Source organism: Mesorhizobium sp. CO1-1-8 (genome assembly GCF_020164875.1).
Classification (GTDB): domain Bacteria; phylum Pseudomonadota; class Alphaproteobacteria; order Rhizobiales; family Rhizobiaceae; genus Mesorhizobium.
Genome location: NZ_JAIUGZ010000009.1, coordinates 255,709 through 279,799 on the forward strand (window position 1 = coordinate 255,709; position 24,091 = coordinate 279,799).

The 24,091-nt window shown below is 63.6% G+C and carries 21 protein-coding genes; 7 read left to right on the forward strand and 14 right to left on the reverse strand.

Going from position 1 to position 24,091, the window contains the following annotated elements; all coding sequences use genetic code 11:
* On the forward strand, window positions 1–1,827 hold the full coding sequence (locus LB558_RS19695) for an alanine racemase (RefSeq protein ID WP_224699063.1): 1,827 nt from the start codon (window positions 1–3) through the stop codon (window positions 1,825–1,827).
* On the opposite strand, the gene LB558_RS19700 is transcribed toward LB558_RS19695, so the two are convergent.
* From LB558_RS19700 to LB558_RS19730, 7 genes are all read right to left on the reverse strand, one after another.
* Window positions 1,796–3,205 (reverse strand): FGGY-family carbohydrate kinase, encoded by a 1,410-nt coding sequence (locus tag LB558_RS19700; RefSeq protein ID WP_224699064.1) that lies wholly within the window; start codon window positions 3,203–3,205, stop codon window positions 1,796–1,798. The two genes, LB558_RS19695 and LB558_RS19700, sit on opposite strands and share 32 nt — an antisense overlap.
* Entirely contained in the window at window positions 3,202–3,519 is a 318-nt protein-coding gene (gene rhaM, locus LB558_RS19705; protein WP_224699065.1) for an L-rhamnose mutarotase, read from the reverse strand. The genes LB558_RS19700 and rhaM overlap by 4 nt, the downstream gene beginning before the upstream one ends.
* Complete coding sequence (locus LB558_RS19710) at window positions 3,519–4,514, reverse strand: ABC transporter permease (protein ID WP_224699066.1); 996 nt, start codon at window positions 4,512–4,514, stop codon at window positions 3,519–3,521. The genes rhaM and LB558_RS19710 overlap by 1 nt, the downstream gene beginning before the upstream one ends.
* Complete coding sequence (locus LB558_RS19715; RefSeq protein WP_224699067.1) at window positions 4,511–5,491, reverse strand: ABC transporter permease; 981 nt, start codon at window positions 5,489–5,491, stop codon at window positions 4,511–4,513. Before LB558_RS19715 ends, LB558_RS19710 begins: the two co-directional genes overlap by 4 nt.
* Complete coding sequence (locus LB558_RS19720; RefSeq protein WP_224699068.1) at window positions 5,488–7,044, reverse strand: sugar ABC transporter ATP-binding protein; 1,557 nt, start codon at window positions 7,042–7,044, stop codon at window positions 5,488–5,490. Before LB558_RS19720 ends, LB558_RS19715 begins: the two co-directional genes overlap by 4 nt.
* Window positions 7,045–7,158: 114 nt before the next feature.
* On the reverse strand, window positions 7,159–8,154 hold the full coding sequence (rhaS, locus tag LB558_RS19725) for a rhamnose ABC transporter substrate-binding protein (protein ID WP_224699069.1): 996 nt from the start codon (window positions 8,152–8,154) through the stop codon (window positions 7,159–7,161).
* Between the two features lie 55 nt (window positions 8,155–8,209).
* The gene (locus LB558_RS19730; protein WP_224699070.1) at window positions 8,210–9,019 is read right to left on the reverse strand and encodes a DeoR/GlpR family DNA-binding transcription regulator; all 810 of its coding nucleotides are present in this window, start codon (window positions 9,017–9,019) and stop codon (window positions 8,210–8,212) included.
* 185 nt (window positions 9,020–9,204) lie between these two features.
* Here LB558_RS19730 and LB558_RS19735 point away from each other — a divergent pair, with 185 nt between their 5' ends.
* The 3 genes from LB558_RS19735 (at window position 9,205) to ggt (ending at window position 14,647) form a co-directional block, all read left to right on the forward strand.
* Window positions 9,205–11,307, forward strand: coding sequence for a bifunctional rhamnulose-1-phosphate aldolase/short-chain dehydrogenase (locus LB558_RS19735; RefSeq protein WP_224699071.1), 2,103 nt, complete (start codon window positions 9,205–9,207; stop codon window positions 11,305–11,307).
* Between the two features lie 12 nt (window positions 11,308–11,319).
* On the forward strand, window positions 11,320–12,609 hold the full coding sequence (rhaI, locus tag LB558_RS19740) for an L-rhamnose catabolism isomerase (RefSeq protein ID WP_224699072.1): 1,290 nt from the start codon (window positions 11,320–11,322) through the stop codon (window positions 12,607–12,609).
* Between the two features lie 298 nt (window positions 12,610–12,907).
* A complete protein-coding gene (ggt, locus tag LB558_RS19745) occupies window positions 12,908–14,647 on the forward strand; it encodes a gamma-glutamyltransferase (protein WP_224699073.1) in 1,740 nt (579 codons plus the stop codon).
* Between the two features lie 86 nt (window positions 14,648–14,733).
* Here the strand turns inward: ggt and LB558_RS19750 are convergent, their stop codons facing one another.
* A complete protein-coding gene (locus LB558_RS19750) occupies window positions 14,734–15,081 on the reverse strand; it encodes a hypothetical protein (RefSeq protein WP_032808338.1) in 348 nt (115 codons plus the stop codon).
* 425 nt (window positions 15,082–15,506) lie between these two features.
* Between LB558_RS19750 and LB558_RS19755 the strand changes: the two genes are divergently transcribed.
* Complete coding sequence (locus tag LB558_RS19755; RefSeq protein ID WP_224699074.1) at window positions 15,507–15,779, forward strand: hypothetical protein; 273 nt, start codon at window positions 15,507–15,509, stop codon at window positions 15,777–15,779.
* A gap of 33 nt (window positions 15,780–15,812) precedes the next feature.
* Here the strand turns inward: LB558_RS19755 and LB558_RS19760 are convergent, their stop codons facing one another.
* Complete coding sequence (locus tag LB558_RS19760) at window positions 15,813–16,025, reverse strand: hypothetical protein (RefSeq protein WP_224699075.1); 213 nt, start codon at window positions 16,023–16,025, stop codon at window positions 15,813–15,815.
* Between the two features lie 500 nt (window positions 16,026–16,525).
* A complete protein-coding gene (locus LB558_RS19765; protein ID WP_224699076.1) occupies window positions 16,526–16,966 on the reverse strand; it encodes a hypothetical protein in 441 nt (146 codons plus the stop codon).
* 283 nt (window positions 16,967–17,249) lie between these two features.
* Here LB558_RS19765 and LB558_RS19770 point away from each other — a divergent pair, with 283 nt between their 5' ends.
* Both LB558_RS19770 and LB558_RS19775 read left to right on the forward strand, forming a co-directional pair.
* A complete protein-coding gene (locus tag LB558_RS19770; protein WP_224699077.1) occupies window positions 17,250–17,918 on the forward strand; it encodes a HemK/PrmC family methyltransferase in 669 nt (222 codons plus the stop codon).
* Window positions 17,915–19,030 (forward strand): hypothetical protein, encoded by a 1,116-nt coding sequence (locus LB558_RS19775; protein ID WP_224699078.1) that lies wholly within the window; start codon window positions 17,915–17,917, stop codon window positions 19,028–19,030. Before LB558_RS19770 ends, LB558_RS19775 begins: the two co-directional genes overlap by 4 nt.
* A gap of 47 nt (window positions 19,031–19,077) precedes the next feature.
* On the opposite strand, the gene nadE is transcribed toward LB558_RS19775, so the two are convergent.
* Genes nadE through asnB form a run of 4 tightly spaced genes read right to left on the reverse strand, consistent with a single transcriptional unit; the run spans window position 19,078 to window position 23,880 of the window.
* A complete protein-coding gene (gene nadE, locus LB558_RS19780; RefSeq protein WP_224699079.1) occupies window positions 19,078–20,085 on the reverse strand; it encodes an NAD(+) synthase in 1,008 nt (335 codons plus the stop codon).
* Entirely contained in the window at window positions 20,082–21,626 is a 1,545-nt protein-coding gene (locus LB558_RS19785) for a class I adenylate-forming enzyme family protein (protein WP_224699080.1), read from the reverse strand. The genes nadE and LB558_RS19785 overlap by 4 nt, the downstream gene beginning before the upstream one ends.
* Window positions 21,627–21,652: 26 nt before the next feature.
* The gene (locus LB558_RS19790; RefSeq protein ID WP_057144558.1) at window positions 21,653–21,919 is read right to left on the reverse strand and encodes an acyl carrier protein; all 267 of its coding nucleotides are present in this window, start codon (window positions 21,917–21,919) and stop codon (window positions 21,653–21,655) included.
* A gap of 23 nt (window positions 21,920–21,942) precedes the next feature.
* Complete coding sequence (gene asnB, locus LB558_RS19795; protein ID WP_224699081.1) at window positions 21,943–23,880, reverse strand: asparagine synthase (glutamine-hydrolyzing); 1,938 nt, start codon at window positions 23,878–23,880, stop codon at window positions 21,943–21,945.
* Window positions 23,881–24,091: the final 211 nt, after the last annotated feature.

Below are 24,091 nucleotides of genomic sequence, written 5' to 3' on the forward strand. Positions count from 1 at the left end.
ATGTCGGGACCGCAAGTCGCCATCGACCTTGGCCGCATCGAGCGCAATGCGCGCACCATCGTCGAGCGCTGCGCGCTCTCGGGCATCAAGGTGTTCGGCGTCACCAAGGGCACTTGCGGCATGCCGCAAGTGGCGCGCGCCATGCTGCGCGGCGGCGTCGCCGGCATCGCCGAATCGCGCTTCGAGAACATCCGCCGGCTGCGCGACAGCGGCATCAACGCGCCGATCATGCTGTTGCGCAGCCCGCCGATGGCGCGGGTCGAGGAGGTGGTGCGCACCGTCGACATCAGCCTGCAATCGGAGCTCGCCACCATCCGCGAAATTTCGCGCATTGCCGAGCGCATGGGCCGCGTCCACGACATCATGCTGATGATCGATCTCGGCGATCTGCGCGAAGGCATCTGGCCAAACGACCTTATTCCGACGGTCGAACAGATACTGCAGTTCAAGGGCGTGCGCATTGCCGGTATCGGCACCAATCTCGGCTGCTTCGGCGCCATCATGCCGACGCCGGAAAATCTCGGCCAGCTCGTCGCCCATGCCTACAAGACCGAGCGTCTGTCCGGCAAAAGCCTCGACGTGATTTCCGGCGGCGCCTCGTCGTCGCTGCCGCTGCTGCTCGAAGGCAGACTGCCGGCCGGCATCAACAATCTGCGGGTCGGCGAAGCGATCCTGCAGGGCGGTGTCGAGACCTTCCGCGACACGCCGTGGGCCGAGCTCGAACCCGATGCCTGCCGGCTGACCAGCGACATCATCGAGGTCAAGCTCAAGCCGTCACGGCCGATCGGCCAATCCGGCTACGACGCCTTCGGCAACCAGCCGGTCTTCCCCGATGAGGGCGACAGGCTGCGCGCCATCGCCAATATCGGCCGTGAGGACGTGCTGGTCGAGGGGCTGACGCCGATCGCGAAGGGGGTGCGGGTGCTCGGCGCCTCCAGCGACCATCTGCTGCTCGATGTCGCCGACGCCGATCCGCCGCCGGCCGTCGGCGACCGCGTCGCCTTCCGCATGAGCTATGGCGCCATGCTGCTGGCGATGACTTCGGAATATGTCGAGAAGGCCCCGATGCATGACGTCGAGGACTTTTCCGGCCGCAAAATGGTGCAGATCACGGCCGAGCAGGGGGCTGCCGGCATCCTGGCCCGGGAAGGCACAGGCGCACGGCTGGAGGCGATGAACTTCGACGTGGTAGAACTTGCCGATGTCGAGCGGCCGCCATCGGGGCTGGTCCGGCTCATCGCAGGCGCCGACCGTCGCATCGCGCACAAGGCGCTGACCGCAACGGCACGCGCGACGCATTCCTTCGGCCTGATCTGGATCGATTCCATCGCCGCCCTGATGCCCGAGGACGAGGAGGGGATCGACCTGCCTGAAGGCTCGGTGCTGGCGCGCACTCTCGGCCTCGACCACAAGGCGGGTGCGCTGCAGCCGCAGCTGTCGCCGGAAAATGTCGTCATCGTCGGCCTGCGCCACGCCGACCCGGCCGAAGCACGCGTGCTGAAGGATTCGCGCGTTGCGGCCTTCACCATGACCGACATCGACGCCATGGGCATGCGCGACCTGATGCATGAAGCGATCCGCATCGCCACCTCTGGTACGCAAGGCTTTCATGTCAGCTACTCGCCGACCGCAACCGAATTCGCCGGCTGGGCTGCGGGCTCCGGTGGGCTGACCGTGCGCGAGACGCATCAGGCGATGGAGGCGATCGCGCTTTCCGGCGGGCTGCTGTCGATGGATGTGTCGGGTCTGACCGCTGATCTGGAGCCACGGATCGGCACCGACGCGGTCAATTTTGTCATGTCGGCTTTCGGCAAGCGGATCTTGTAATCAGCCCTTCCACTTCCACTGCCGCGCGCCATGCGCTGACATAGTCGACCCAGGTCGGGTCTACAGGCGGTTCTATTCTTTCGCCCTTGCCGTGCGTCGACGGCTGATCGGATGCCAGCAGTGCGGCGCCGATGCTGGTGCCGGTCGCGGCCTCGGACGCAACGACGGCGCGCGCCGTGGCTGCCGCCAGCATGCCGACAAACAGCCGGTTGCGGGCAAAGGGCCCTTCGACCGTGGTCGGGCCATCGGCGCCGATCAGGTCGAGGCAGGTCGCCGTCATCAGCGCCAGATAGAAAGAGATGGCGGCAAAGCGCTGGCCGCTGTTCAAGTCGAAGGCGTTGAGCCATGCCGCGGCATGGCGCGGGAACGGCCCCGAGCCTTGCTGGGTCGATGGCAGCAGCAGCATCTTTCGCGCCAGCACGGCGCCGACATCATCCTCGGTCCACTGCTCCGGCTGGTCCTTTGTCAGCACGGAAAACTCGCGGCCGCCCATGAAGCGCGCCGAGGGAACGGGATTGCCGAGTGCATTGACATTGACCAGCGTGTCGCGCGCTGCATCCAGAGCAATCTGTTTGCCGCCGACCGCCATCGACACCACCCAGGTACCGGTCGAGACGACGGAGAAAGGCGGCTTGTCGGACAGCAGATGCGGCAGCAGCGAGGCGTTGGAATCATGCAGGCCACAGAACACCGGCGTTTGCGGATCCAGTCCGGTTCGCACCGCAACGATGGGCAGGATAGGGCCGAGACGATCCCTGGCCGGCCGCACCGGCGCCATCATGCCGCGCCATTCCAGGCGGTCGACCAACGATGAAAAATCCGCCGTCCACGGGTTCCACAGATCGGTGTGGCAGCCGAGCGAAGTGACCTCGTTGGCGGCGATGCCGGTCAGGCGCAAGGCCCAGTATTGCGGGTACATCAGCATCGCGGCAGCCCTGGCGAATTCCGCCGGGAAGCTTTTCTGCTGCCAGAAAAATTGCGCTCCGAGATTGAGGCCGAGCGGCAGTCGCGGCGTGCCGGTCTCGGAAAAGGGCGGGCGGATGGCGTCATAATCCACGGCCAGCCTGTCGGGGCCATCGAATTCATAGTCGAGCACCGGCAGCACCAGTTCACCCGCCGCGTCGACCAGCACGCCCGTCGCGCCGTGGGTGGTGATCGAAATGGCGTCGATGCGCTGTTCGCGGTTGAGGCCGGCAAGGCTTTCGAGGATGAATGCCCACAAGGCCTCGACATCGTGGTGCGGGTAGGGAGCCTGTCGCACCGGCGCATTGGACGTGCGGCGCAGCGCCACCTCGCTCAACGTAGCGAGGTCGACCAGCGCCACCTTGGCGTTGGTCTTGCCGATGTCGATGACGGCGATATGGCGCATCGCACTCATGCCATGTGGAACATTGTTTCCAGCGGCACGGCCACCGGCTCGTTGTCCGGCCTGGTCTCCATGATGTCGGCCATTTCAGCCCACCAGCGCTGCATCACCGAATGCCCGGGCAATTCGTCCATGCCGTGGTCGTCTCGCCGCCACAGCACACCGAACAGGATATTGGTCTCCTCGTCGAGATGGATGGAATAATCGGAGACGCCGGCCTGCTTCAGCAGCGTGACCAGTGACGGCCAGATCTCGTCATGGCGCTTCTTGTACTCGGCCTTCATGCCGGGCTTGAGCTTCATCTTGAATGCGTATTTCTGCGCCATCAACGCCCTCCGCGGAGCCGCCGCCAGACGATCGGCAAGGCAATGACGATGATCAGCAGCAGGCCGATGAAGATCGACATGACGATGCCGGGCACGTTGAGCAGGCCAAGTCCGAAGGTCACCAGTCCCATGATGAACGCTGCAAGCACGACCCCAAGAATGCTGCCGGCGCCACCGAGGATGCTGACGCCGCCGAGCACCACCATGGTGATGACTTCCAGCTCGTAGCCCTGCGCGATCGAGGGCCGCGTCGAACCGAGCCGCGAGGTGATCAGCACCGAGGCGATGCCCGACATCAGCCCGGTCAGGCAGAACAGGATGAACTTGGTGCGGCCGACGCGCACGCCGGAAAATTGTGCAGCGACAGGATTGTTGCCGATGGCGAAGACGCGTCGGCCGAAACTCGTACGGTGCAGCAAGAACCAGTAGACGACGGCCGCGATCAGGAAGAGCACCAGCTCGAACGACACCACCCACCAGACATAGCCCTGGCCGAAGAAGGCGAAGCTTGAGGGATAGCCTTTGTAGGCCTGGTCGCCGAGGATGATGAAGGCGATGCCGCGAAACAGGCTCATTGTGCCGATGGTGACGACGATGGAAGGCAGGCCGAGCCTTGTCACCAGCAGACCGTTGAAGGCGCCGCAGCCGAGCCCGACCACGATGCCGATCACCACCAGCGCCGGCGTGCCTGCGCCGGCCTGCACCGCCATGCCCATCATGGTCGACGCCAGCGCGATGATGGCGGCCACCGACAGGTCGATCTCGCCTGAAATGATCAGCAGCGCCATGGCAAAGGCGATCAGGCCCTTCTCGGTGAAATTGAAGGTGAGATCGGACAGCGAGTAGGGGTCGAGGAAATAGGGTGACGCGAAGCTGTTGATGGCGAAGATGGCGACAGCCACCACGACCAGCAGCGCTTCCCAGGAAAAGATCGCGGAACGCAGCGGCTTGTCGAGCCGGTCGGGAATGTGGCGCGGGGCAGGGATGTCGGTCATGTCGCCGCCTCCACCTTTCTGAGGATGATGCGGCCTTGCTGGCGTTCGCCGCGCGCGTTGAGGACGACGGCCAGAATGATGGCGCTGCCCGAAATCGCCATCTGCCAGAAGGGCGAGATGTTGATGACCGGAAGCGCGTTGGAGATGATGCCGAGGAACAGTGCGCCGAGCACCGCGCCGCCGACCGAGCCGATGCCGCCGGCGATCGAGATGCCGCCGATGACGCAGGCGGCAATGATGTTGAGCTCATAGCCATTGGCGACCTCGACCGACGCGATCACATAGCGCGAGATCCAGAGATAGCCTGATAGGCCGCCGATCATGCCGGAGATGCAGAAGACGATGAATTTCGTCCGGCCGACATCGATGCCGGCATAGACCGACGCCGTCGGATTGACGCCGATGGCATAGATCGAGCGGCCGAGCGCGGTGCGCGTCATCAGGACAAAGAACAGCGCGATGACCAGGATGGCGATCCAGGACAGCACAGGAATGCCAAGGAAGGCCGCGCGCTGAAAGCCGATAAAGTCCGGGCTCATCTTGTCGGCATTGACCCAGGCGCCGCCGGACAGCACGAAGGTGGCGCCGCGATAGATGGTCAGCGTTCCCAAAGTCACCACGATCGAGGGGATGTTCAGCCGCCAGACCAGCAGGCCGTTGATGGCGCCGAGCATCAGTCCTACGGCCAGCGCGATGACGATCAGCAGCGGGATCGGGATTGCCGGATGCGCGGCGTTCAGCATCGCCACCACCATGCCGGTGAAGCAGAGGTTGGACGCCATCGACAGGTCGATCGACCGTGTCAGGATGACCGCCATCTGGCCAAGCGCCAGGATCATCAGGATCGAGGTGTCGTTGAACACCTGACGCAGATTGCCGGGGTCGGCAAAGGCCGGGAAGCGCGTCGAGATCAGGCCGATCAGCACGACGATGGCCGCGAACAGCCAGATTTCACGGTATTTGAGGAAAGCTTTCATGCCACGATCCCCGCTGCCGTCCGAACCAGCGTCTCGGCGTCCAGCCCCTTGTTGTCGTAGACCGCCGCGACAAGCCCCTCGCGCATGACTACGACGCGGTCGGACATGCCGAGGATTTCGGGCAACTCGGACGACACCATGATCACCGACAGGCCTTGTGCCACCAACTCGGCCATGAAGCCGTGCACGGCGGCCTTCGAGCCGATGTCGATGCCCTTGGTCGGCTCGTCGAGGATGATCACCTTGGGCGACGTCGCCAGCCATTTGGCGATGACGATCTTCTGCTGGTTGCCGCCCGACAGCGTGCCGACGTCCTGGCTGAGAGAGGAGGCCCTGAGGTCGAGCCGCTCGGTGTAGGAGCGGGCCAGATCGAACTCCTCCGACAGCCGCAGCAGGCCGGACTTCGAGGTGCGCTTGAGCGAAGGCAGCGAGACGTTCTGGAAGATCGGCAGGCCGATCACAACGCCCTGCTTGCCGCGTTCTTCGGGCACGTAGACGATGCCGGCATCGATCGAATCCGCAGCCGATTTCGGCGCGAGCGTCTTGCCTTCCAGCGTGATCGTGCCGGCTGATGTGCGGGTGATGCCCGATATCGCCTGCATCACCTCGCTGCGGCCGGCGCCGACAAGGCCGTAGAAGCCGAGGATCTCGCCCTTGTGCAGTTCGAAGCCGATGTCGTTGAATTCGGTGGGGTGCGACAGGCCGGAAACGGAGAGCACCGGCGCGCCGATCTCGGCCTTGCGCTGCGGGAAGATGTGATCGACCGCGCGGCCAACCATCAGGCGCACGATCTGGCTCTGGCCGGCGTCCCTGATCAGGCCTTCGCCGACCATCTCGCCATCGCGGAACACCGTGTAGCGGTCGGCGATACGGTAGATCTCGTCGAACTTGTGGCTGATGAACAGGATCGCCTTGCCATCGCTCTTCAGGAACTCGATCAGCAAAAAGAGCTCCTCGATCTCTTTCATCGAAAGCGCGGCGGTCGGCTCGTCCATGATGACGATCTGCGCGTCGATCGACATGGCGCGCGCAACGGCGACCAGATGCTTGTTGGCGATGCCGAGGTCCTTCAACCGCGCGTCGGCGTCGATATGGCCGGCATGCATGGTATCGAGCACTTCGCGCGCATTCTTGCGCATCGTGCGCCAGTCGATGGTGCCGAAACGCGTGCGGGGCGCGTGGCCGAGAAAGATGTTTTCGGCAACTGTCAAATCGTCGAACAGCACGGTTTCCTGGTGGATGGCCGTGACGCCATGGCCGAAGGCGGCATGCGCACTGGGCAGGGTGATGGCCTGGCCGTCGATGCTGATGGTGCCCCCGTCGGGCTGGTAGATGCCGGTCATGATCTTGACCAGCGTCGACTTGCCGGCGCCATTTTCGCCGATCAACGCCGTCACCTGCCCTGGATAGAGCGACAGGCTGACATCGTGCAGCGCGCGCACGCCGGGAAAGCTCTTGGAGATGCCGGACAGCGTCAGGCGTGGAGCCGCCTTACCCTCCCCCTTGTGGGGAGGGTCGCGAACGACGTGAGCGGGGTGGAGGTTGTCTAGCATATCAAGGTCCTGGTGTGTGGAGATGTTGCCACCCCCACCCCGTCTCGCCGGTTTTGCTCCGCAACGCCGCCTCGCCGACCCTCCCCACAAGGGGGAGGGTGAAAGCGTGCGAGCTTAATAGATTTTAGAGAACTTCTCGATGTTCGACTTGTCGAACTGGAAGGGCGGAGCCATCGCAGCCGAGTTGGTGTCGTCGAGCGTGACCTTGCCGACGCGGCCGATCGACAGCGTGGCGCCGGGCTTTGCCTTTTCCTTCTTCACCGCCAGATCATGGGCGAGGTAGACGGCCGAGTAGCCGAGGTCGATCGGATTCCACAGCGCAACCGCCTGGCTGGAACCGTTGTCGATGAACTTCTTGAACTCGGACGGCAGTGCGAGACCGGTGACATTGACCTTGCCGATCAGGTTCTCGTCGGTGACGACCTGGGCGGCGGCGACGACGCCGACGGTGGTCGGCGCGATGATCGCCTTGAGGTTCGGATAGGACTTCAACAGCCCCTTGGCTTCGTTGGTGCTCTTGGCAGAGTCGTCATCGCCATAGACGGTGGCGACGAGTTTGATCTTGGGGAACTTCTCCGGCAGGATCTTCTTGGCCGCGTTGATCCAGGCGTTCTGGTTGGTCGCGGTCGAGGAGGCCGACAGGATGGCGACCTCGCCGCCTTCTGGCAGGTGGTCGGCGGCAAGCTTGATGATGGTCTCACCGATCAAGCCGGTATCGGACGGGTTGAGGTGAAGCTGGCGGCCTTCCTTGGCGACGCCCGAATCCCACGAGATGACGGTGATGCCGCGTTCCATGGCCTTCTTCAGCACAGGCACCAGAGCGTCGGCGTCGTTGGCCGAAATGGCGATGGCGTTGACTTTCTGCGCGATCAGCGAATTGACCACTTCGATCTGCGCTTCGGCGGTCGCCTTGGTCGGGCCGGTGTAGATGATGTCGACGTCACCGAGTTCCTTGGCCGCCTCTTCGGCGCCCTTGTTGGCAGCATCGAAGAAGCCGTTGCCGAGCGACTTCACCACCAGTGCGATCTTGACGTTTTCGGCATAGGCGGCATTCACGAACATGGCGGCTGAAAAGGCCGCCGTCACCATCAATTTCTTCAAGAAGCTCATCGAATTTCCTCCCTTGAGCGTTGCATTCCATCGTCGCTGCGGGCGTGAGGGTGTCTCAGGCCTGCAGTGAAGATTCTTCCTTGTTGGTTGCGGATGTCCAGGCGACGATCAGCGTCACGCCGGCGGTCTCCAGCATCTTGGCTTCGCGATCCTCGATACCGTCATCGGTGATGACGGTGGCAATGCGCGACAGGCCGCACAGGATCAGGCTGGAGCGTTTGCGGAATTTCGAGGAATCGACCAGCACCACCAACTCGTCGGCCTGGTCGATCAGTTTCTGCTCCGCCTGGATCAAAAGCGGATCGCCCTCCATCAGGCCGAGCGGCCCAAGCCCCTGCGCGCCCATGAACATGCGGCGCGCATAGAAATTGCGCGTCACGTCATTGTCGAAGGGCGACAGGATAATGTTCTGCTCGCGGTAGATGGTGCCGCCCGACAGCATCACCGTGTTCTTGGAGTGCTTGAGCAGGTGCTCGGCGATCGGGAACGAATTGGTGAAGATCGGCATGCGGCGGCCGGTCAGGAAATGCACCATCTGGAAGGTGGTGGTGCCGCCATTGATGATGATCGGTTCGCCGTCCTTGCAGAGCTCGACCGCTTCACGCGCAATCGCCCGCTTCTGCGAGGCGTTGATGGTTTCGTTGACGGAAAAGGGCCGGCCGGCCAGCCCGATGAACTGCGGCGGCGAGATCGCCTCGGCGCCGCCGCGCACGCGGCGCAGGCGCTTCTGGACATGGAGAGCCGCGATATCGCGCCGGATCGTCGCCTCGGAGGACTCCGTCAGGTCGACCATCTCCTGCACCGTCACCACAGGCTTTTCCTGGACGGCGGACAGAATGATCCTGTGGCGCTCTTTTTCGTGCATGGTTCCTCCCTGCCTGAGCATCTAGGCACCCAAAACGCGCAGTGTCAATCATTTCCGATCATATAATTTCATTGTGCAGTGCAATATGATCGGTATTGATCGTTTGTGATTGACAAGCCGACCGCTTCCGTGGAAATTCGGGGGCAAATGGCCGCGCCTTTTGCGTGCCTTCGGGAGGATTTCTTATGCTCGACAAGCGCACCGGCGCGCGCCTCGCCAATCTGTGGGACGAGGCCAAGGCTCACGCCATGAGCGGGCCGGAACTTCTGGTCTACCGCTCGAACACACTTGGCTCCGACAAGCGCGTCACCAACTATGGCGGCGGCAACACGTCGTCGAAAATCTGGCAGAGAGACCCGCTCACCGGCGAGGATGTCGAAGTGCTGTGGGTCAAGGGATCGGGCGGCGATAGCGCCTCGATCAAGCTGGACGGCTTTGCCACGCTCTACATGGACAAGCTGCGCGCGCTCAAAGGCCTCTATCGCGGCGTCGAGCACGAAGATGAAATGGTCGGCTTCCTGCCGCACTGCACCTTCAACCTCAATCCGCGCGCGGCCTCTATCGACACGCCGCTGCATGCCTACGTGCCGAAGCCTTTTGTCGACCACATGCATCCCGATGCCATCATCGCCATTGCCGCCGCGAAGGATTCGAAGGCGCTGACGAAAGAAATCTTCGGCGACGCCATCGGCTGGCTGCCGTGGAAGCGTCCGGGCTTCGAACTTGGCCTGTGGCTTGAGAAATTCTGCCTCGAACACCCGGCTGCCAAGGGTGTCATCCTGGAAAGCCACGGCCTGTTTACTTGGGGCGACACCCCTCGGGAATGCTACGAGACGACGATCTCGGTGATCAACCAGGCGATCGAATGGTTCGAGCGCCGCTCCGAGGGTGTCGCTATCTTCGGCGGTGAAGCGGTCAAGTCGCTCGACGCCGCTGAGCGCCGTGCCATCGCGGCCAAACTGATGCCGAGGATTCGCGGCCTGATCTCGGAAAAAAGCCACAAAACAGGCCATTTCGACGATTCCGCTGCTGTGCTCGAATTCGTCAATTCCAGGGATCTGCGCCCGCTGGCGGCACTCGGCACCTCGTGCCCCGACCATTTCCTGCGCACCAAGATCCGCCCGCTGGTCATCGAGTTCGATCCGGCAAAGCCCGATGTCGATGCCGTCATCGCGCGTCTTGCCGACGACATCGCCGAATATCGCGTTGGCTACCAGGCCTATTACGATAGCTGCAAGCATCCGGACTCGCCCGCCATCCGCGATCCCAACGCCGTGGTCTACCTGATGCCCGGCGTCGGCATGTTCACCTTCGCCGGCGATAAGGCGACGGCCCGCATTTCGGGTGAGTTCTATGTCAACGCCATCAACGTCATGCGCGGCGCCTCGACCGTCTCGTCCTATGTCGGCCTGCCCGCACAGGAAGCCTTCGACATCGAGTACTGGCTGCTCGAGGATCTGAAGCTGCAGCGTATGCCGAAGCCGAAGTCGCTTGCCGGCCGGATCGCCCTGGTCACGGGTGGCGCCGGCGGCATCGGCCGCGCCACGGCCAACCGGCTGCTGCGCGAAGGCGCCTGCGTGGTGCTGGCCGACATCGACGAAACAGCGCTGGCCAGCGCCAATGACGAACTGGCGAAAGTCTACGGCAAGGATTTCGTCCGCCCGGTATTGATCAACGTCACCTCGGAGGATCAGGTCATTTCGGGCTTTGCCGAGACGGCGGTCGAGTTCGGCGGCATCGACATTCTGGTGTCGAATGCCGGCCTCGCTACCTCGGCGCCGATCGAGGAGACGACGCTGGCGCTGTGGAACAAGAACATGGATATCCTGTCGACCGGTTACTTCCTGGTCTCGCGGGAAGCGTTCCGGCTGTTCCGCGCGCAGAAGATCGGCGGCAACGTCGTCTTCGTCGCTTCGAAGAACGGCCTTGCCGCATCGCCCAACGCCGCCGCCTATTGCACCGCCAAGGCCGCCGAGATCCATCTCGCCCGCTGCCTGGCGCTGGAGGGCGCGGAAGCCCAGATCAGGGTCAATGTCGTCAACCCGGACGCGGTGCTGCGCGGCTCGAAGATCTGGACCGGCGAGTGGAAGGAACAGCGCGCCGCCGCCTACAAGATGTCGACCGACGATCTGGAAGAGCACTATCGCTCGCGTTCGATGCTGAAGCGCTCGGTCTTCCCGGAAGACATCGCGGAGGCGATCTATTTCCTGGCGTCCGACATGTCGGCCAAGTCGACCGGCAACATCATCAATGTCGACGCGGGCAACGCCCAGTCGTTCACGCGCTGAGCGGAGGGGACGATGGAACACATCATCTCCGCCGACCTCGTCGACACGGACAACGCCACGCGCAAGGCCAATCTCGAGCGCGACTATGCTTCGCTCGGTGAACGCCTCGACCGTCGCGGCATCGCCATCGACGCCATCCGCGACAAGGTCGAGAAATTCGCCGTGGCGATCCCCTCCTGGGGCGTCGGCACCGGCGGCACGCGCTTTGCCCGCTTTCCCGGCGCCGGCGAGCCGCGCGACATCTTCGACAAGATCGAGGATTGCGCGGTCATCAAGCAATTGACGCAGGCGACGCCGACCGTTTCTCTGCACATCCCGTGGGACACGGCCAACCCGAACCGGCTTAAGCAGGCGGCCTCGCGCTTCGGCCTCGGCTTCGACGCCATGAATTCCAACACCTTTTCCGACGCCAGGGACCAGAAGCTCTCCTACAAATTCGGCTCGCTGTCGCATGCCGACACCGGCACGCGCCGGCAAGCGGTCGAGCACAATCTCGAATGCATCGAGATCGGCAAGACGCTTGGCTCGAAGGCGCTGACGGTGTGGATCGGCGACGGTTCGAACTTTCCCGGCCAGGTCAATTTCGCCAAGGCGTTCGAGCGCTATCTCGACGCCATGAAGGAGATCTATGCAGGGCTGCCCGCCGACTGGAAGCTGTTCAGCGAGCACAAGATGTACGAGCCGGCCTTCTATTCCACCGTCGTGCAGGACTGGGGCACCAACTACATGATCGCGCAGGAGTTGGGCGACAAGGCGTTCTGTCTGGTCGACCTCGGCCACCATGCGCCCAACGTCAACATCGAGATGATCGTCTCGCGGCTGATCCAGTTCAAAAAACTCGGCGGCTTCCATTTCAACGATTCGAAATATGGCGACGACGATCTCGATGCCGGTTCGATCGACCCCTACCGGCTGTTCCTTGTCTTCAACGAACTGGTCGATGCCGAACTTTCGGGCGCGGAGGGTTTCGACCCGGCCCACATGCTCGACCAGAGCCACAACGTCACCGACCCGATCGAAAGCCTGATGCTGTCGGCGGTCGAGGTGCAGCGTGCCTATGCGCAGGCACTGCTGGTCGACCGCAAGGCGCTGGAAGGCTTCCAGGACTTGAACGACGCACTGATGGCGACGCAGACGCTGAAAGCCGCCTACCGCACCGATGTCGAGCCGATCCTCGCCATGGCGCGGCTGAAGACCGGTGGCGCCATCGACCCTGTCGCCGCCTATCGAGCGGCGGGCTATCGCGCCAAAGTCGCGGCGGAACGCCCTGCGGTCGCCGGCGGGAGTGGCGGGATTGTGTAGCCCATAATTCGACGTTTCCGTCGATCCGACAGAGGCGAGGACAGCACTTGAGCACCCCCCTCTGTCCTGCCGGACATCTCCCCCGCAAGGGGGGAGATTGGCCGCTTCATCGGCAGCGCTCTTCCTGGAACGTCGGAGATTGGCGAAAGCAGAGACAACAACCGATCTCCCCCCTTGCGGGGGAGATGTCCGGCAGGACAGAGGGGGTGTGAAGGATCGCCACCCGTTATTATTGGCTAGACTAACCCACCCCAAGAGGCTCTTCTAGGCGCACCCCTCACGCTCCCGGAGGCACGCCATGCCGCTCACCCGCAGAACCCTGATCGCCGCCAGTTTTTCCGTCACCTTTACGCTTGCGCCACTACAGTTGACTTTCGCCGCCTCGCCCGCGCCGGCCAAGGGCGAGCACGGCATGGTGGTGACGGCTCAGCATCTGGCGTCCGAAGTGGGCATCGAGGTGTTGAAAAAGGGCGGCAATGCTGTCGATGCGGCGGTTGCCGTCGGCTATGCCTTGGCCGTCGTCTACCCCAATGCCGGCAATATCGGCGGCGGCGGCTTCATGACCATACGCTTCCAGGACGGCAAATCGACCTTCCTCGATTTCCGCGAACGGGCGCCGCTGGCGGCGACAAAAACCATGTATCTCGACAAGGACGGCAACCCGGTGAAGGGCGCCAGCCTCGACGGCTATCTCGCGGTCGGCGTGCCGGGCTCGGTGGCTGGTTTGGAGATGGCGCGCGAGAAATACGGCAAATTGTCCCGCCAGGATCTGATGGCGCCGGCAATCGGCTATGCCAGGGACGGCTTCATCCTCAACCAGGGCGATGCCGCCTCTTTTGCCGGCAGTGCCGACAGGCTGGCAAAGGACCCTGCGGCCGCCGCCATCTTCCTCAAACCTGACGGCAAGCCCTATGGCATCGGCGAGCGCCTGATCCAGCCCGACCTTGCGGCCTCGCTCGCCGCCATTTCCGAAAAGGGTACGGATGCCTTCTACAAAGGCGCCATCGCCGATGCCATCGTCAAGGCGAGCGGCGCCAAGGGCGGCATTCTCGCCAAACCGGATTTCGAGCAATATGCGGTGCGTGAGCTCAAGCCCGTGACCTGCACCTATCGCGGCTACGAGATCACCTCCTCGCCGCCGCCCAGCTCCGGCGGCGTCATCATCTGCGAAATCCTCAACGTTCTGGAGGGCTATCCCTTATCCTACCTCGGTGCCGGTTCGGCCGAGACGGTCCACGTCATGGTCGAGGCGATGCGCTATGCCTATGTCGACCGCAATTCAGCGCTCGGCGATCCCGATTTCGTCGACAACCCGGTCTCGAAATTGCTTGATAAGACCTATGCCAAGGACATCCGCGACAAGATCGATCCGTTCCGGGCCGGCGTGTCGCAGGATCTGATGCCGAAGGGCTTTGGCGAGAGCAAGGAGACAACGCACTATTCGATCATCGACGATGACGGCAATGCGGTCGCGGTCACCTATACGTTGAATGGCTCCTTCGGCGCCGGCGTCGTCGCCGACGGCACCGGCATCCTGCTCAACAACGAAATGGACGATTTCACCCAGAAGCCCGGCGTGCCCAACCTCTATGGCCTGGTCCAGGGCGAGGCCAATGCCATCCAGCCGAAGAAGACCCCGCTGTCGTCGATGAGCCCTACCGTGGTCGCCAAGGACGGCAAACCGTTCATGGTCATCGGCAGCCCGGGTGGTTCGCGCATCATCACCATCACGCTGGAAGCCATCGTCAACGTCATCGACCACGGCATGAATATCCAGGAGGCGATCGACGCGCCGCGCATCCACCATCAATGGCTGCCCGACAAGGTCTATGTCGAGCCGTTCGGGCTGTCGCCGGATACCGAGAAGCTGCTGGCCGGCATGGGCTATCACCTCGATCTCGCTGACCAGACCTGGGGTCAGGCGGCCGGCATCCTGGTCGGCGGCAAGAGCCTGGCGGAGATCGAGAAAGGCGGCGGCGCCCGCTACAACGGCGCCATCGACAGCCGCGCGGCCTCTGGCGAGGCGCTCGGATACTGATAGCTCGAAGGAAAGGCTTGGTGCAGCGTGGCGATTCGGGTTGATCGCCCGCTGCTCAACTGGATCGGCTCACACCGATTTGACCGTCACAAGACCAGCGTGAGGGTGGACGCAACCAGCATCAAGGCGGCAATGCCGACGAACAGCGCATAGATGCGCGGCCGGTCGAGCAGCAGCGCGTTTCCGGATATCCAGGCGGACGTGGCGCCGCCAAGCGCGAAGAGGAAGCCGTTGCGATGCCCGAACACCATCGATGCGGCCATCAGCCCGCCGATGATCAGCGCACCGAACACGATGATCACGGCAACGGCATATCTCTCGAAATCATTGCCGCTTCCCATGCTCGGGCCGATTGCGTTCAAGGTTGGCAGGTCGTCCGGATCGAAAGGGTTGGTCGACCCATATTCGTCTTGACCGGCAGGCTCTCGCATCATTCATTCTCCGTATAGCGGCAACAAACCATCTAGCCTTGCCGAGCGCAACCCGATCGCATTCCCCTCAATGCGTTTGGTACGGTCTTCTACACCTTCTGGCGACGGCCGCCGCCAGTTTTTTGATTCGCTGCCTTTTCAGGCAATCCAATCCAGAGCGGCCTGCCCCGACGGCGAGTGTGGGACCATCCATCCTGGAATGCGTTCGTGGAGGAAAAATGATGCGGGGCGCGGATTGGGCTCGCGAGCCGTGATTTTTCGCTGAGCGGGACGTCGCACGGCACCGCGACGGTGCGAAACGTCTCACGCGGCCTTCTTCCTTCCAGACCTGGATCGCGGCGAGCCCCGCCATCTATTGGGAAGAGCGTGCCATCGACCGTTTTCTCGACGCCTTCGAGGCCGCCGTTCCCGATGGTTTGGCGGCGACCATGATCCTGTCGGCCGGCGAGTACGAGACCGACAAGCTCGCGCCATTCCAGATTGGTGCCGAGGACGAGGAAAAGCGCCTGCAGCAGAAGAAGGTGACACGCACCGACGCATTCGCGCGGGCGATGGCGGAGCGTCTCGACGCTCTCCCGGGCGTGCGCGCGAGCTTCGAACTGCATGCCGGCGAAAACCATATGTCGATCCTGCCAGTCACCGTCAATCGCGCGGTTCAGGCAGCGTTTGCGGTGAGGGAGAAGGATACCGCCCTTTGCTGAACGCTGCAGCAAGGCGGTCGGCGCCTCGCGCTGTCATTCCTGTGAGGGGGAAGCGCTCAATCGGCGGTAGGAGACGCCGCCGAAGTTTGCCGTCACAAAGTCCGTGACGGACATCTTGCGCTTGCCTCCGTCGCTGCAGGCGTAAACCGGCCAACCGGCATCGCTGCATTCTCTGGCAGCGCAGATGCGCGCCAGGCAGTTCCCGATAGTCAGCCGGAAGCCGCCCTTGCCGGCGAAGCCTTGCAACAGGCTGCCGTCCGCCGAGCGCCATGTCCGCGCACGGAATTCCGCCCGCAAAAGCAGGGGTTCGAGAGGGACCGCAAGGTTGCTTTCGCCGGCGCGCCTGTGAGCTGCAGACGGAAGCGCGCCATTGCGGTCGTGTATGCGGTCACAAGATCTGCTTGGCGGAAATAGGCGGTCGCCAAGCTGGAGCGGTCAAGCAGATGAGATATCCACTCGCCCGCCTCTGCCGGCCTCACCAACGCAACAAAGGCAACAAAGACGAAGCAAGCTCGTGACATTTTCCAGCAGCCATATCGATCTCGGCGTGCCGGTTTGCCCCCCGGTTGCCCTCCTATAACATCCCGCCAATCGGCGCCCGGCGCAAGCCGCTTGCTGAGGCAGTCCAGAAGGCCGCCGAGCAAAGGCGCCTGGAGCAGAAGACGGTGACCCGTATCGACGAACCTGTGCGAGCGATGGCGAGGTGGAGGCGGCGTTTGCTGTCAAAAAGCTTCAGCCAGGGTTCCTTAGCCGATGCGAGCCGGCGGCAACTCGAACAGAGTGGCGCCGTTCTCCCGGCCGCGCTCGGCATAGCCGATGACGCCAAACCATCTTGCGACATCCGGCCCCTGCAGCCAGCTGCGCGAGTGGATGGCGAGGTTGCCGGCGAGCGCCTGGATGTGCCGGATATGCCGCTTGCAGAAGCGAACGGTTGCGGCACGGAAGAAATCCTCCCGTGCGGCGAACAGCGTGTCGGCGGCATCGCTGTTCTCATGCCAGGCGATGATCGCGACGGCCTTGTCGCCCTCGACAAGCGCGTGCGCGCGGCCTTCTTTCAAATTCATCATCAGATTGTCGTAGGCGATCTTGCTGTCCTTGCCGGCCGCCACATATTCGTCCGACATCCGCTTGGACAGACCGCGAAAGACATCCTCCAGATCCCCAAGCGTTGCTGCGCGTGCTCTCATTTCACCTCCTGCAGCCCCGGCAGGCAGTTTGCCCTAGGGTTGAGGGGTGGCCAAGCAAATTAAATCCGCATGCAGGCAGAAGAGCGCAACTTGTTTCGGCCAATGATGCTTGCGGTGACGAGTTGGCGCGCTGCGGAGTATCGCCGACGATATCTTTAGCAGCCGTTTACCGGAGCGCGATAGGTCATTGTGTATGCAATACCGTCGGATGACCTAAGGAACCGCCGTGCCGCACAGAGCAGCAACCCAAGCCGGCCGTTCTACGCCCCGCCTGCATCGTTTCATGAGCGTGACGCTTGAACTGGCTCCGGGCGTTCTCGTGCCGCGTCAGGAAACAGAGTTGCTCGGACAGAGCGCACTCGCGATTCTTCGCGATCGTGCGCCCGGCCCGATGGTGATCGACATGTGCTGCGGCTCCGGCAACCTTGCTCTGGCGATCGCGGCGGAAGTTCCCTCGGCCCGCGTCTGGGGGGTGGACGTGACTGACAGCACGGTCGCGCTCGCCCGTAGCAATGCCGAACGCTTGGCCCTTCAGGACCGGGTCACTATCCGGAAAGGGGATCTGTTCGGTGCGCTGGAGCGTGATGGGCTTATCGGCGCGGCGGACATGATTGTCTGCAATCCGCCCTATATCTCGACCGCGCGCCTCGAAGGCGAGAGCGCGCATCTGCTTGAGGGCGAGCCGCGCGAGGCCTTCGACGGGGGGCCTTACGGCATCTCGATCCAACAGCGGCTGATCCGGGACGCAATCGATTTCCTCAAGCCTGGTGGCTGGCTGCTGTTCGAGTTCGGGCAGGGGCAGGACCGCCAGGTGGCTGCCCTGATAGCCAGAGCCAAGGCCTATGAACCCGTGACATTCGCCAAGGATGAGGTCGGAATGCCGCGTGTCGCACTCCTCCGCAAGCTGGAGAACGGCGCGCCCGCGATCTCATCCTCCGCGAGTTTTGCGTGAGCCAGATTCGTCCCCTGCAGGCTGCGGATATTCCGGCCGTCGCCGGGCTCTTTCAAAGAACCTTCCGGGACGGTGGAAAGCCGCCACCTCCGGCGCTCGAGACTTATCTACGCTGGCACTATCTCGAAGGCTCGGTCTGCGATCCGGAGATCGCGTCTCTCGTCCATATTGCGAGCGAAGGCGACATTTCAGGCTTTGTCGGCGTGAATGTGCTGCCGATGAGGCATGGCCAGCGCAAGCTGCGCGCCGCCATCTGTGGTTCGCTCATGGTCGAACCGCGGGCGAACGACCCCATGGCCGGCGCAAGGCTGCTCAGGACATTCCTGGCCGGGCCGCAGGACATCTCCTTCAGCGAAACCGCAAATGCCCTCTCGACGCAGATGTGGACGAAACTGCGCGGGGTCGCCCTGCCGCAATACAGCCTGGACTGGATTCGGGTCATCCGGCCTTCGGCCTTCCTGCTCGATCTAGTCTCGCGGCGAGCCGGCGCAGTGCGCTTGCTTGACCCGCTCGCGCGCGGACTCGATCGCTATCTTCGCGGACGGATGCAGGAGAACGAGATGCGCTGGTCCGGGGTCCCGGAACTCTGGAATGGCAAGGCCGGCCTCAAGGTTGCCGAAATCGATCATGCCGGTTTTGCGGCCCTTTTTGACCCGTTGACGCGGCAGTTCCCCCTCCGCCCCGACTGGAGCGCGGAGCAGCTTGCGCATATCCTCGCGGAGGCTTCCCAGAAGCCGGACTATGGCGAGGTCGTGTTCGCGTCCGTCTCCTCCCCCAGCGGGGCGCTGATCGGCGCCTTCCTCTATCACACCCGCCCGGGCAGGATGGCGCGCGTGCTGCAGGTTCTGGCCCTGCCGGGGCAAGCTGGTTCCGTCGTCGACTGCTTGATTGGCGATGCAGCGCGGCGCGGCGCCGCCGGCCTGCGCGGCCGGACGCAACCCGCCCTGCTGGCAGCGATGCTGGGTCGGCGGGTCGCCTTTACTCAACCGGCCTCGACCGTGGTGCATTCGCGCGACGAGGAGCTGGTGAACGCGTTCCTGAGCTCGCAAGGCTTCTTCAACGGGCTGGCCGGCGAGCAGTGGAATCGCCTGGCCGGGGAGCGGTTCGAATAGGCCGTCATTGCGCGCGCGGCGAAATAACCCCGATGGTCGCGCCGATCTCAGCAGGCGATTTCCTCGACGGGGCGGACGAGCTGCGGGCCAAGGTGCAGATAGCGCGTCGCCCGGCGCTTGGCGGCGATATCGGCCCAGACGCGTTCGACCTCGACCGTAGTCAGCTTTGCGGCGGCGCCGACCTCCACGGCGGTGAGGCCGTTATTCAGGCCGAAGAGGCAAATATCCATGCGGTCATAGGGCAGGGAGAAGTAGAACTCTTCCTGCGTCTGCTCGAGGGAATAGGTGTCGGTCGTCGGCGCCCTGCGGCAGATTTCCTCGGGAATGCCGAGATGGGCGGCAAGCGCATAGACCTGGCTCTTGTAGAGATGGGCGATCGGTTTGACGTCAGCCGCGCCGTCGCCATTCTTCACGAAGAAGCCTTGGTCGTATTCGAGCCTGTTCGGCGTGCCGAGCACGCCGAAATTCAGCCGGTCGGCGTGATAGTACTCGATCTGTTTGCGCGTGCGCTGCTTCATGTTGGTGGCGGCGACGATGCCGAGATAGACCGTCGGCGACATGCGCAGCTTCGTCTGGCGGCCTTCGGGGTCCTGCACCACCAGCGAGGAGATGTTATAGCCCTCGCCGGCGAGCGAATTGGCGATGACGATCTTTGAGGCCCAGCCCCGCCCGTATTCCGGCACCAGCTCGCGGATGAAGGCGTCCCGCCGCTCATAACAACCCATCGCGTGCAGCGTCGGGCCAATATCTTCCACGATCGCTTCGACGCCGAAGGTTTCGGCGGCCAGCCGGCCGAGGCGGAGGCTGTCGGGATCGGAGTCGCTTTCCGGCATGAACAGGCAGAAGACGTTCTTCGCGCCGACGGCACGGGCGGCGAGCGCGACCGAGACGCTGGAATCGATGCCGCCAGAGAGGCCGAGCACGAGCCCGCGCTTGCGCATGCCGCGTAGCTGCTCGCGCAACCCGGCGACGATGCGGTCGGTTTCCGCAGCGTTGTCGAGCGTCAGCGCGTCGGCCGAGAAGGCGGGACGGCTCGGGGCGAGGGAGAGGTTCATTCTGCAGTCCCCAACGTTTCGGCCGCCAGCCTTCGGCTGACCTTTCCGGTATCGGTCTTCGGCAACTCGCGGCGGAACTCGATGAGCTTCGGCACCATGAAATCCTCAAGATGAACGGCGCAGTAGCGAATGATGTCCCGTTCGCCCAGGGTCTCGTCCGACAGAACGACGAGGGCGGCAATGGCGTGGCCGAGCACCGGATCCGGCACGCCGGTCACCACGGCTTCCACGATGCCGGGATGGGCGTGCAGCACAGTTTCGACTTCCTTCGGGGCGACCTTTTCGCCGCGCGTCTTGATGATGTCGTCCTTGCGGCCAACGAAATAGAGGAAGCCGTCCTCGTCCGTCCGGAACAGGTCGCCGGTGTGGAGCCGCTTTTCCCAGGGATGCGGCCCGGGACGCAGCATCTGCTCCGTGGCCACGTCGTTGCGCCAATAGCCCTGCATGACATGCGGGCCACGGATGACCAACTCGCCCGCCACGCCCGGTGGCACACGGTTGCCCTCATCGTCGACAACGATCGCTTCGGTGTTGGGAATAGCGATGCCGACGGAACCCGGCCGGCGGTCCAGTTCGTCCGGGGGCAGGTAGGTGCAGCGCTTGCACTCCGTCAGACCGTACATGGAATAGAGCCGCACGCCGGGGAACAGCTCGCGCAGCCGGGCGATATGCACCGGCGGCAGGGCGGCGGCGGTGTTCGAGATATAGCGTAGGCTCGGCAGGAGACCCGGCGCCAAATCGCGCATCTGCAGGATCAGCGCCGCCATCGTCGGCACCAGCGGGAAACCGGTGACTTTCTCGGCGCGGATGCGCTCGAAAATGGCCTGCGGAAAGGCGAAGGATTTTTCGAGGACGAGGGTCGCGCCGAGCTTCATCGCCATCAGCAGCTGATAGAGGCCGTAGTCGAAAGCCAGGGGCAGGACATTGAGGATGATGTCGTCAGGGGTGTTGCGCAGATAGGTCGTGATGGATTCGGCCGCGGCATCGATATTGCGATGCGTCATCATCACGCCCTTGGGGCGGCCGGTAGAGCCCGAGGTGTAGATCAGCATGGCGAGGTCGATGTCGATCCCGCCATGGCGAACGGGCACGGGCGCTACCTTGAGAGAATCCTCGAAGGAGGCAGCGCCATCCGGCGTATGGCTGGATGGCGCTTGCGTCGACGCGACGAAGAGCGGCCGGTCCGACAGCGCACGCGCCTGGATCACGACAGGCATCAGCTTGGCCTGGGTCAGGATCGCCGCCGCCTCGCAATCGTCGATGACATAAGCGAGCTTGTCGGCCTTGGTGGAGGCGTTGATCGGGCTGAAGGTCGCGCCCGCCTTGAGAACCGCGAAGATCGAGACGGCGGCTTCCCAGCAATTGTCCATGAAGACGAGAACGCGGTCGCCGCGCTGCACGCCATTCACGGCGAGAGCGGTCGCGAGCCGGTTCGACAGATCGTCGAACTCGTCATAGCGCAACCGCTTCCGGTCGGTGACAAGTGCCGTCTTCGCGCCATGCGCGGCCGCGTTCGTGATGAGGAATTGCTCGACCCGCATGAGCTCGGGCCTTCCGCTGCCAGCCGTCACGCCGCGACGAGCGATGCGGTCTTCGCTGTGATGAAGGCCGTGATACGCGCCAGTGAATCGAGGTTGGCCGGCACGATATCGGCGTCCGCAACTGTGATTCCGCAATGGTCCTCGATAAAGGCCACCAGTTCCAGAACGCCGGTCGAATCGATGATGCCGTTCTCGATCAGCGAGTCCGTATCGGCGAGGGCGTGGGTGGTGTCGCCGAACAGGAAGTTCTCGATGACAAAGGCCTTCACTGCGTCTCGGATCGTATCGGTCATGTCGTTCGCTTTCCTTCGTGATGTCAGGCGGCCTTTGCGTTGCAAATGCCTGTGCCGGTGAAAGTCGTCAGCCACAGCTGCGTCGACAGGATGCCGACAAAGGCCGCGTTGTCGCGAAAGCCGGAGGCCGGCTGGCTGCTGCATTTCTCATGTAGTTTTGCCACTGCCTTCGGATTGAAGAGCCCGCCGGCGCTGACTGCGGCGTCGCCCAGGGCCGACTGGACATAGTCCCTCGTGCCCGGCCCAACGAAGGACTGGCTGTCCGGTGCGCGATAGGGCTGCTTGGTCCGCCGGCCGATGGCGGCCGGCAGCAGGTCTTTGGTCGCCTCCCGGAGAATATGCTTCTCCACGAGCCCCCTCAGCTTCATCTCGGGAGGAAGGCCGGCGGCAAACTCGACCAGATGATGGTCGAGGAAGGGAAAGCGGCCCTCGATGCCGTGGGCCATCGCCATGCGGTCGCCCTGGCTGGACAGGATATAGCCGGGGAGAAGGAAGCAGGCTTCCAGATATTGCGCCTGATGCAAGGGATGCCAGCGGGCGAACGCCTCGGGCAGCCGCGCGGCGAGCTCCTCGGCGGCGTCATATCCGGACAATGTGGCACGCAGATCGCCCGAGTAGAACAGCTTCGTCGCCGCCGTGCCGTCGAACCTCGGCCGATGGGAGAACAGCGGATCGTCGAGCGCCGCGCCGCTAGCCCCGAAGAAGGAGAACAGGTACTCGGCCGATTGCTGCCTCAGGCCCGGAAGATAGGGGTAAAGCTTGCGGAACAGATGCGGCCGGATGCGGGAGCCAGGCTGTCTCCCGCAAAAGCGCCGAACCCTGGCCTCCTTGAAAATATCGTAGCCGGCAAAGACTTCGTCGGCGCCTTCGCCCGTCAGCACCACTTTCAAGCCGGCCTCGCGCACGAGGCTCGAGAGCTTATAGAGCGGGGCAGGGGCAGTGCGCAGGATCGGCCGCTCCGTGAAGCGGATAACGTCAGGGAAGACGGCGGCGATATCGCCTTCCCCACAGGCGACGGCGCTGTGATGCGTGCCGAGCGCACGGGCCATCTCGAGCTGGAAGGGGCTCTCGTCATGTTCGGCGCTATCGAAGGTGACCGAGAAGGTCCTGAGGCCACCCGGCGCCATGCCCGCCGCCAGCGCCGATGTGATGGAGGAATCGAGGCCGCCGGAGAGATAGGCGCCGACTGGCACATCGGCGCGCATGCGGATGCGGGTAGCCTCCGTCAGGAGGGCGCGCAGTTCCTCGGCCGCGGCACGCTCGTCCCGGTGCCGGGGCGGCGTGTCCCGGTCGGGATAGTCCAGACTCCAGTAGGGCCGCGTCGAGACGCTGCCCTCTTGCACGATCATCAGGCTTGCGGGTTCGAGCTCGTAGATATTGCGGAAGGCCGTGCGCGGCGCGATCGGGGCCCAGAGCGTGAAGATCTGGTCGAGTGCGACCGGATCAATCTCGGCCGCGACGCCTGGGGCCTGGAGGAGCGCCTTGACCTCCGAGGCGAAGTAAAGCCGCTCGCCCTGCTTTATATAGAAGAGCGGCCGGACCCCCATGCGGTCGCGCGCCAGAACCATGCGGCGGCGGCGGCCGTCCCAGAGCGCAAAGGCGAAATCGCCATTGAGCGCGGAGACGCAATCCTCCCCCATCTCGTCATAGAGATGCAGGATCACTTCGGTGTCGCTGGCTGTCCGGAAATGGCGGCCTTTCGCGCGAAGCTGCTCGCGCAGTTCCACATAGTTGAAGATCTCGCCGTTGAAGGCGATCGTCAGATCGCCCGTCGCATCGGACATCGGCTGCTGGCCATCCCCCAGGCCGACGATGGACAGCCGCGCATGGCCGAGGCCGGCCGCCTTTGTGGTGAAGAACCCCTGCTCATCGGGGCCGCGGTGCGCAATGGCAGCCGTCATCCTCTCAAGGAGCGCCCTCCCATCTCCGACAGTGCCGAAATAACCGCTAAAACCGCACATGCCGAGATATTTCCGAGTCCACCAGCGCGGCTCGGACTATAGCCGCCAAGATAGCAGTAAGTGTTAAACATTTGGGACTATTCACGAGAATGGTAAATTTTGAGCGGCCGCCGACGGCTGATTTCTTGCGTGAGAATGCGGAGGCGTATGGGAGTTCTTGTCAGCGTCAATGCGAGGTTGGACCCTCTCGCCGATCGAAGCTGACTGCCAT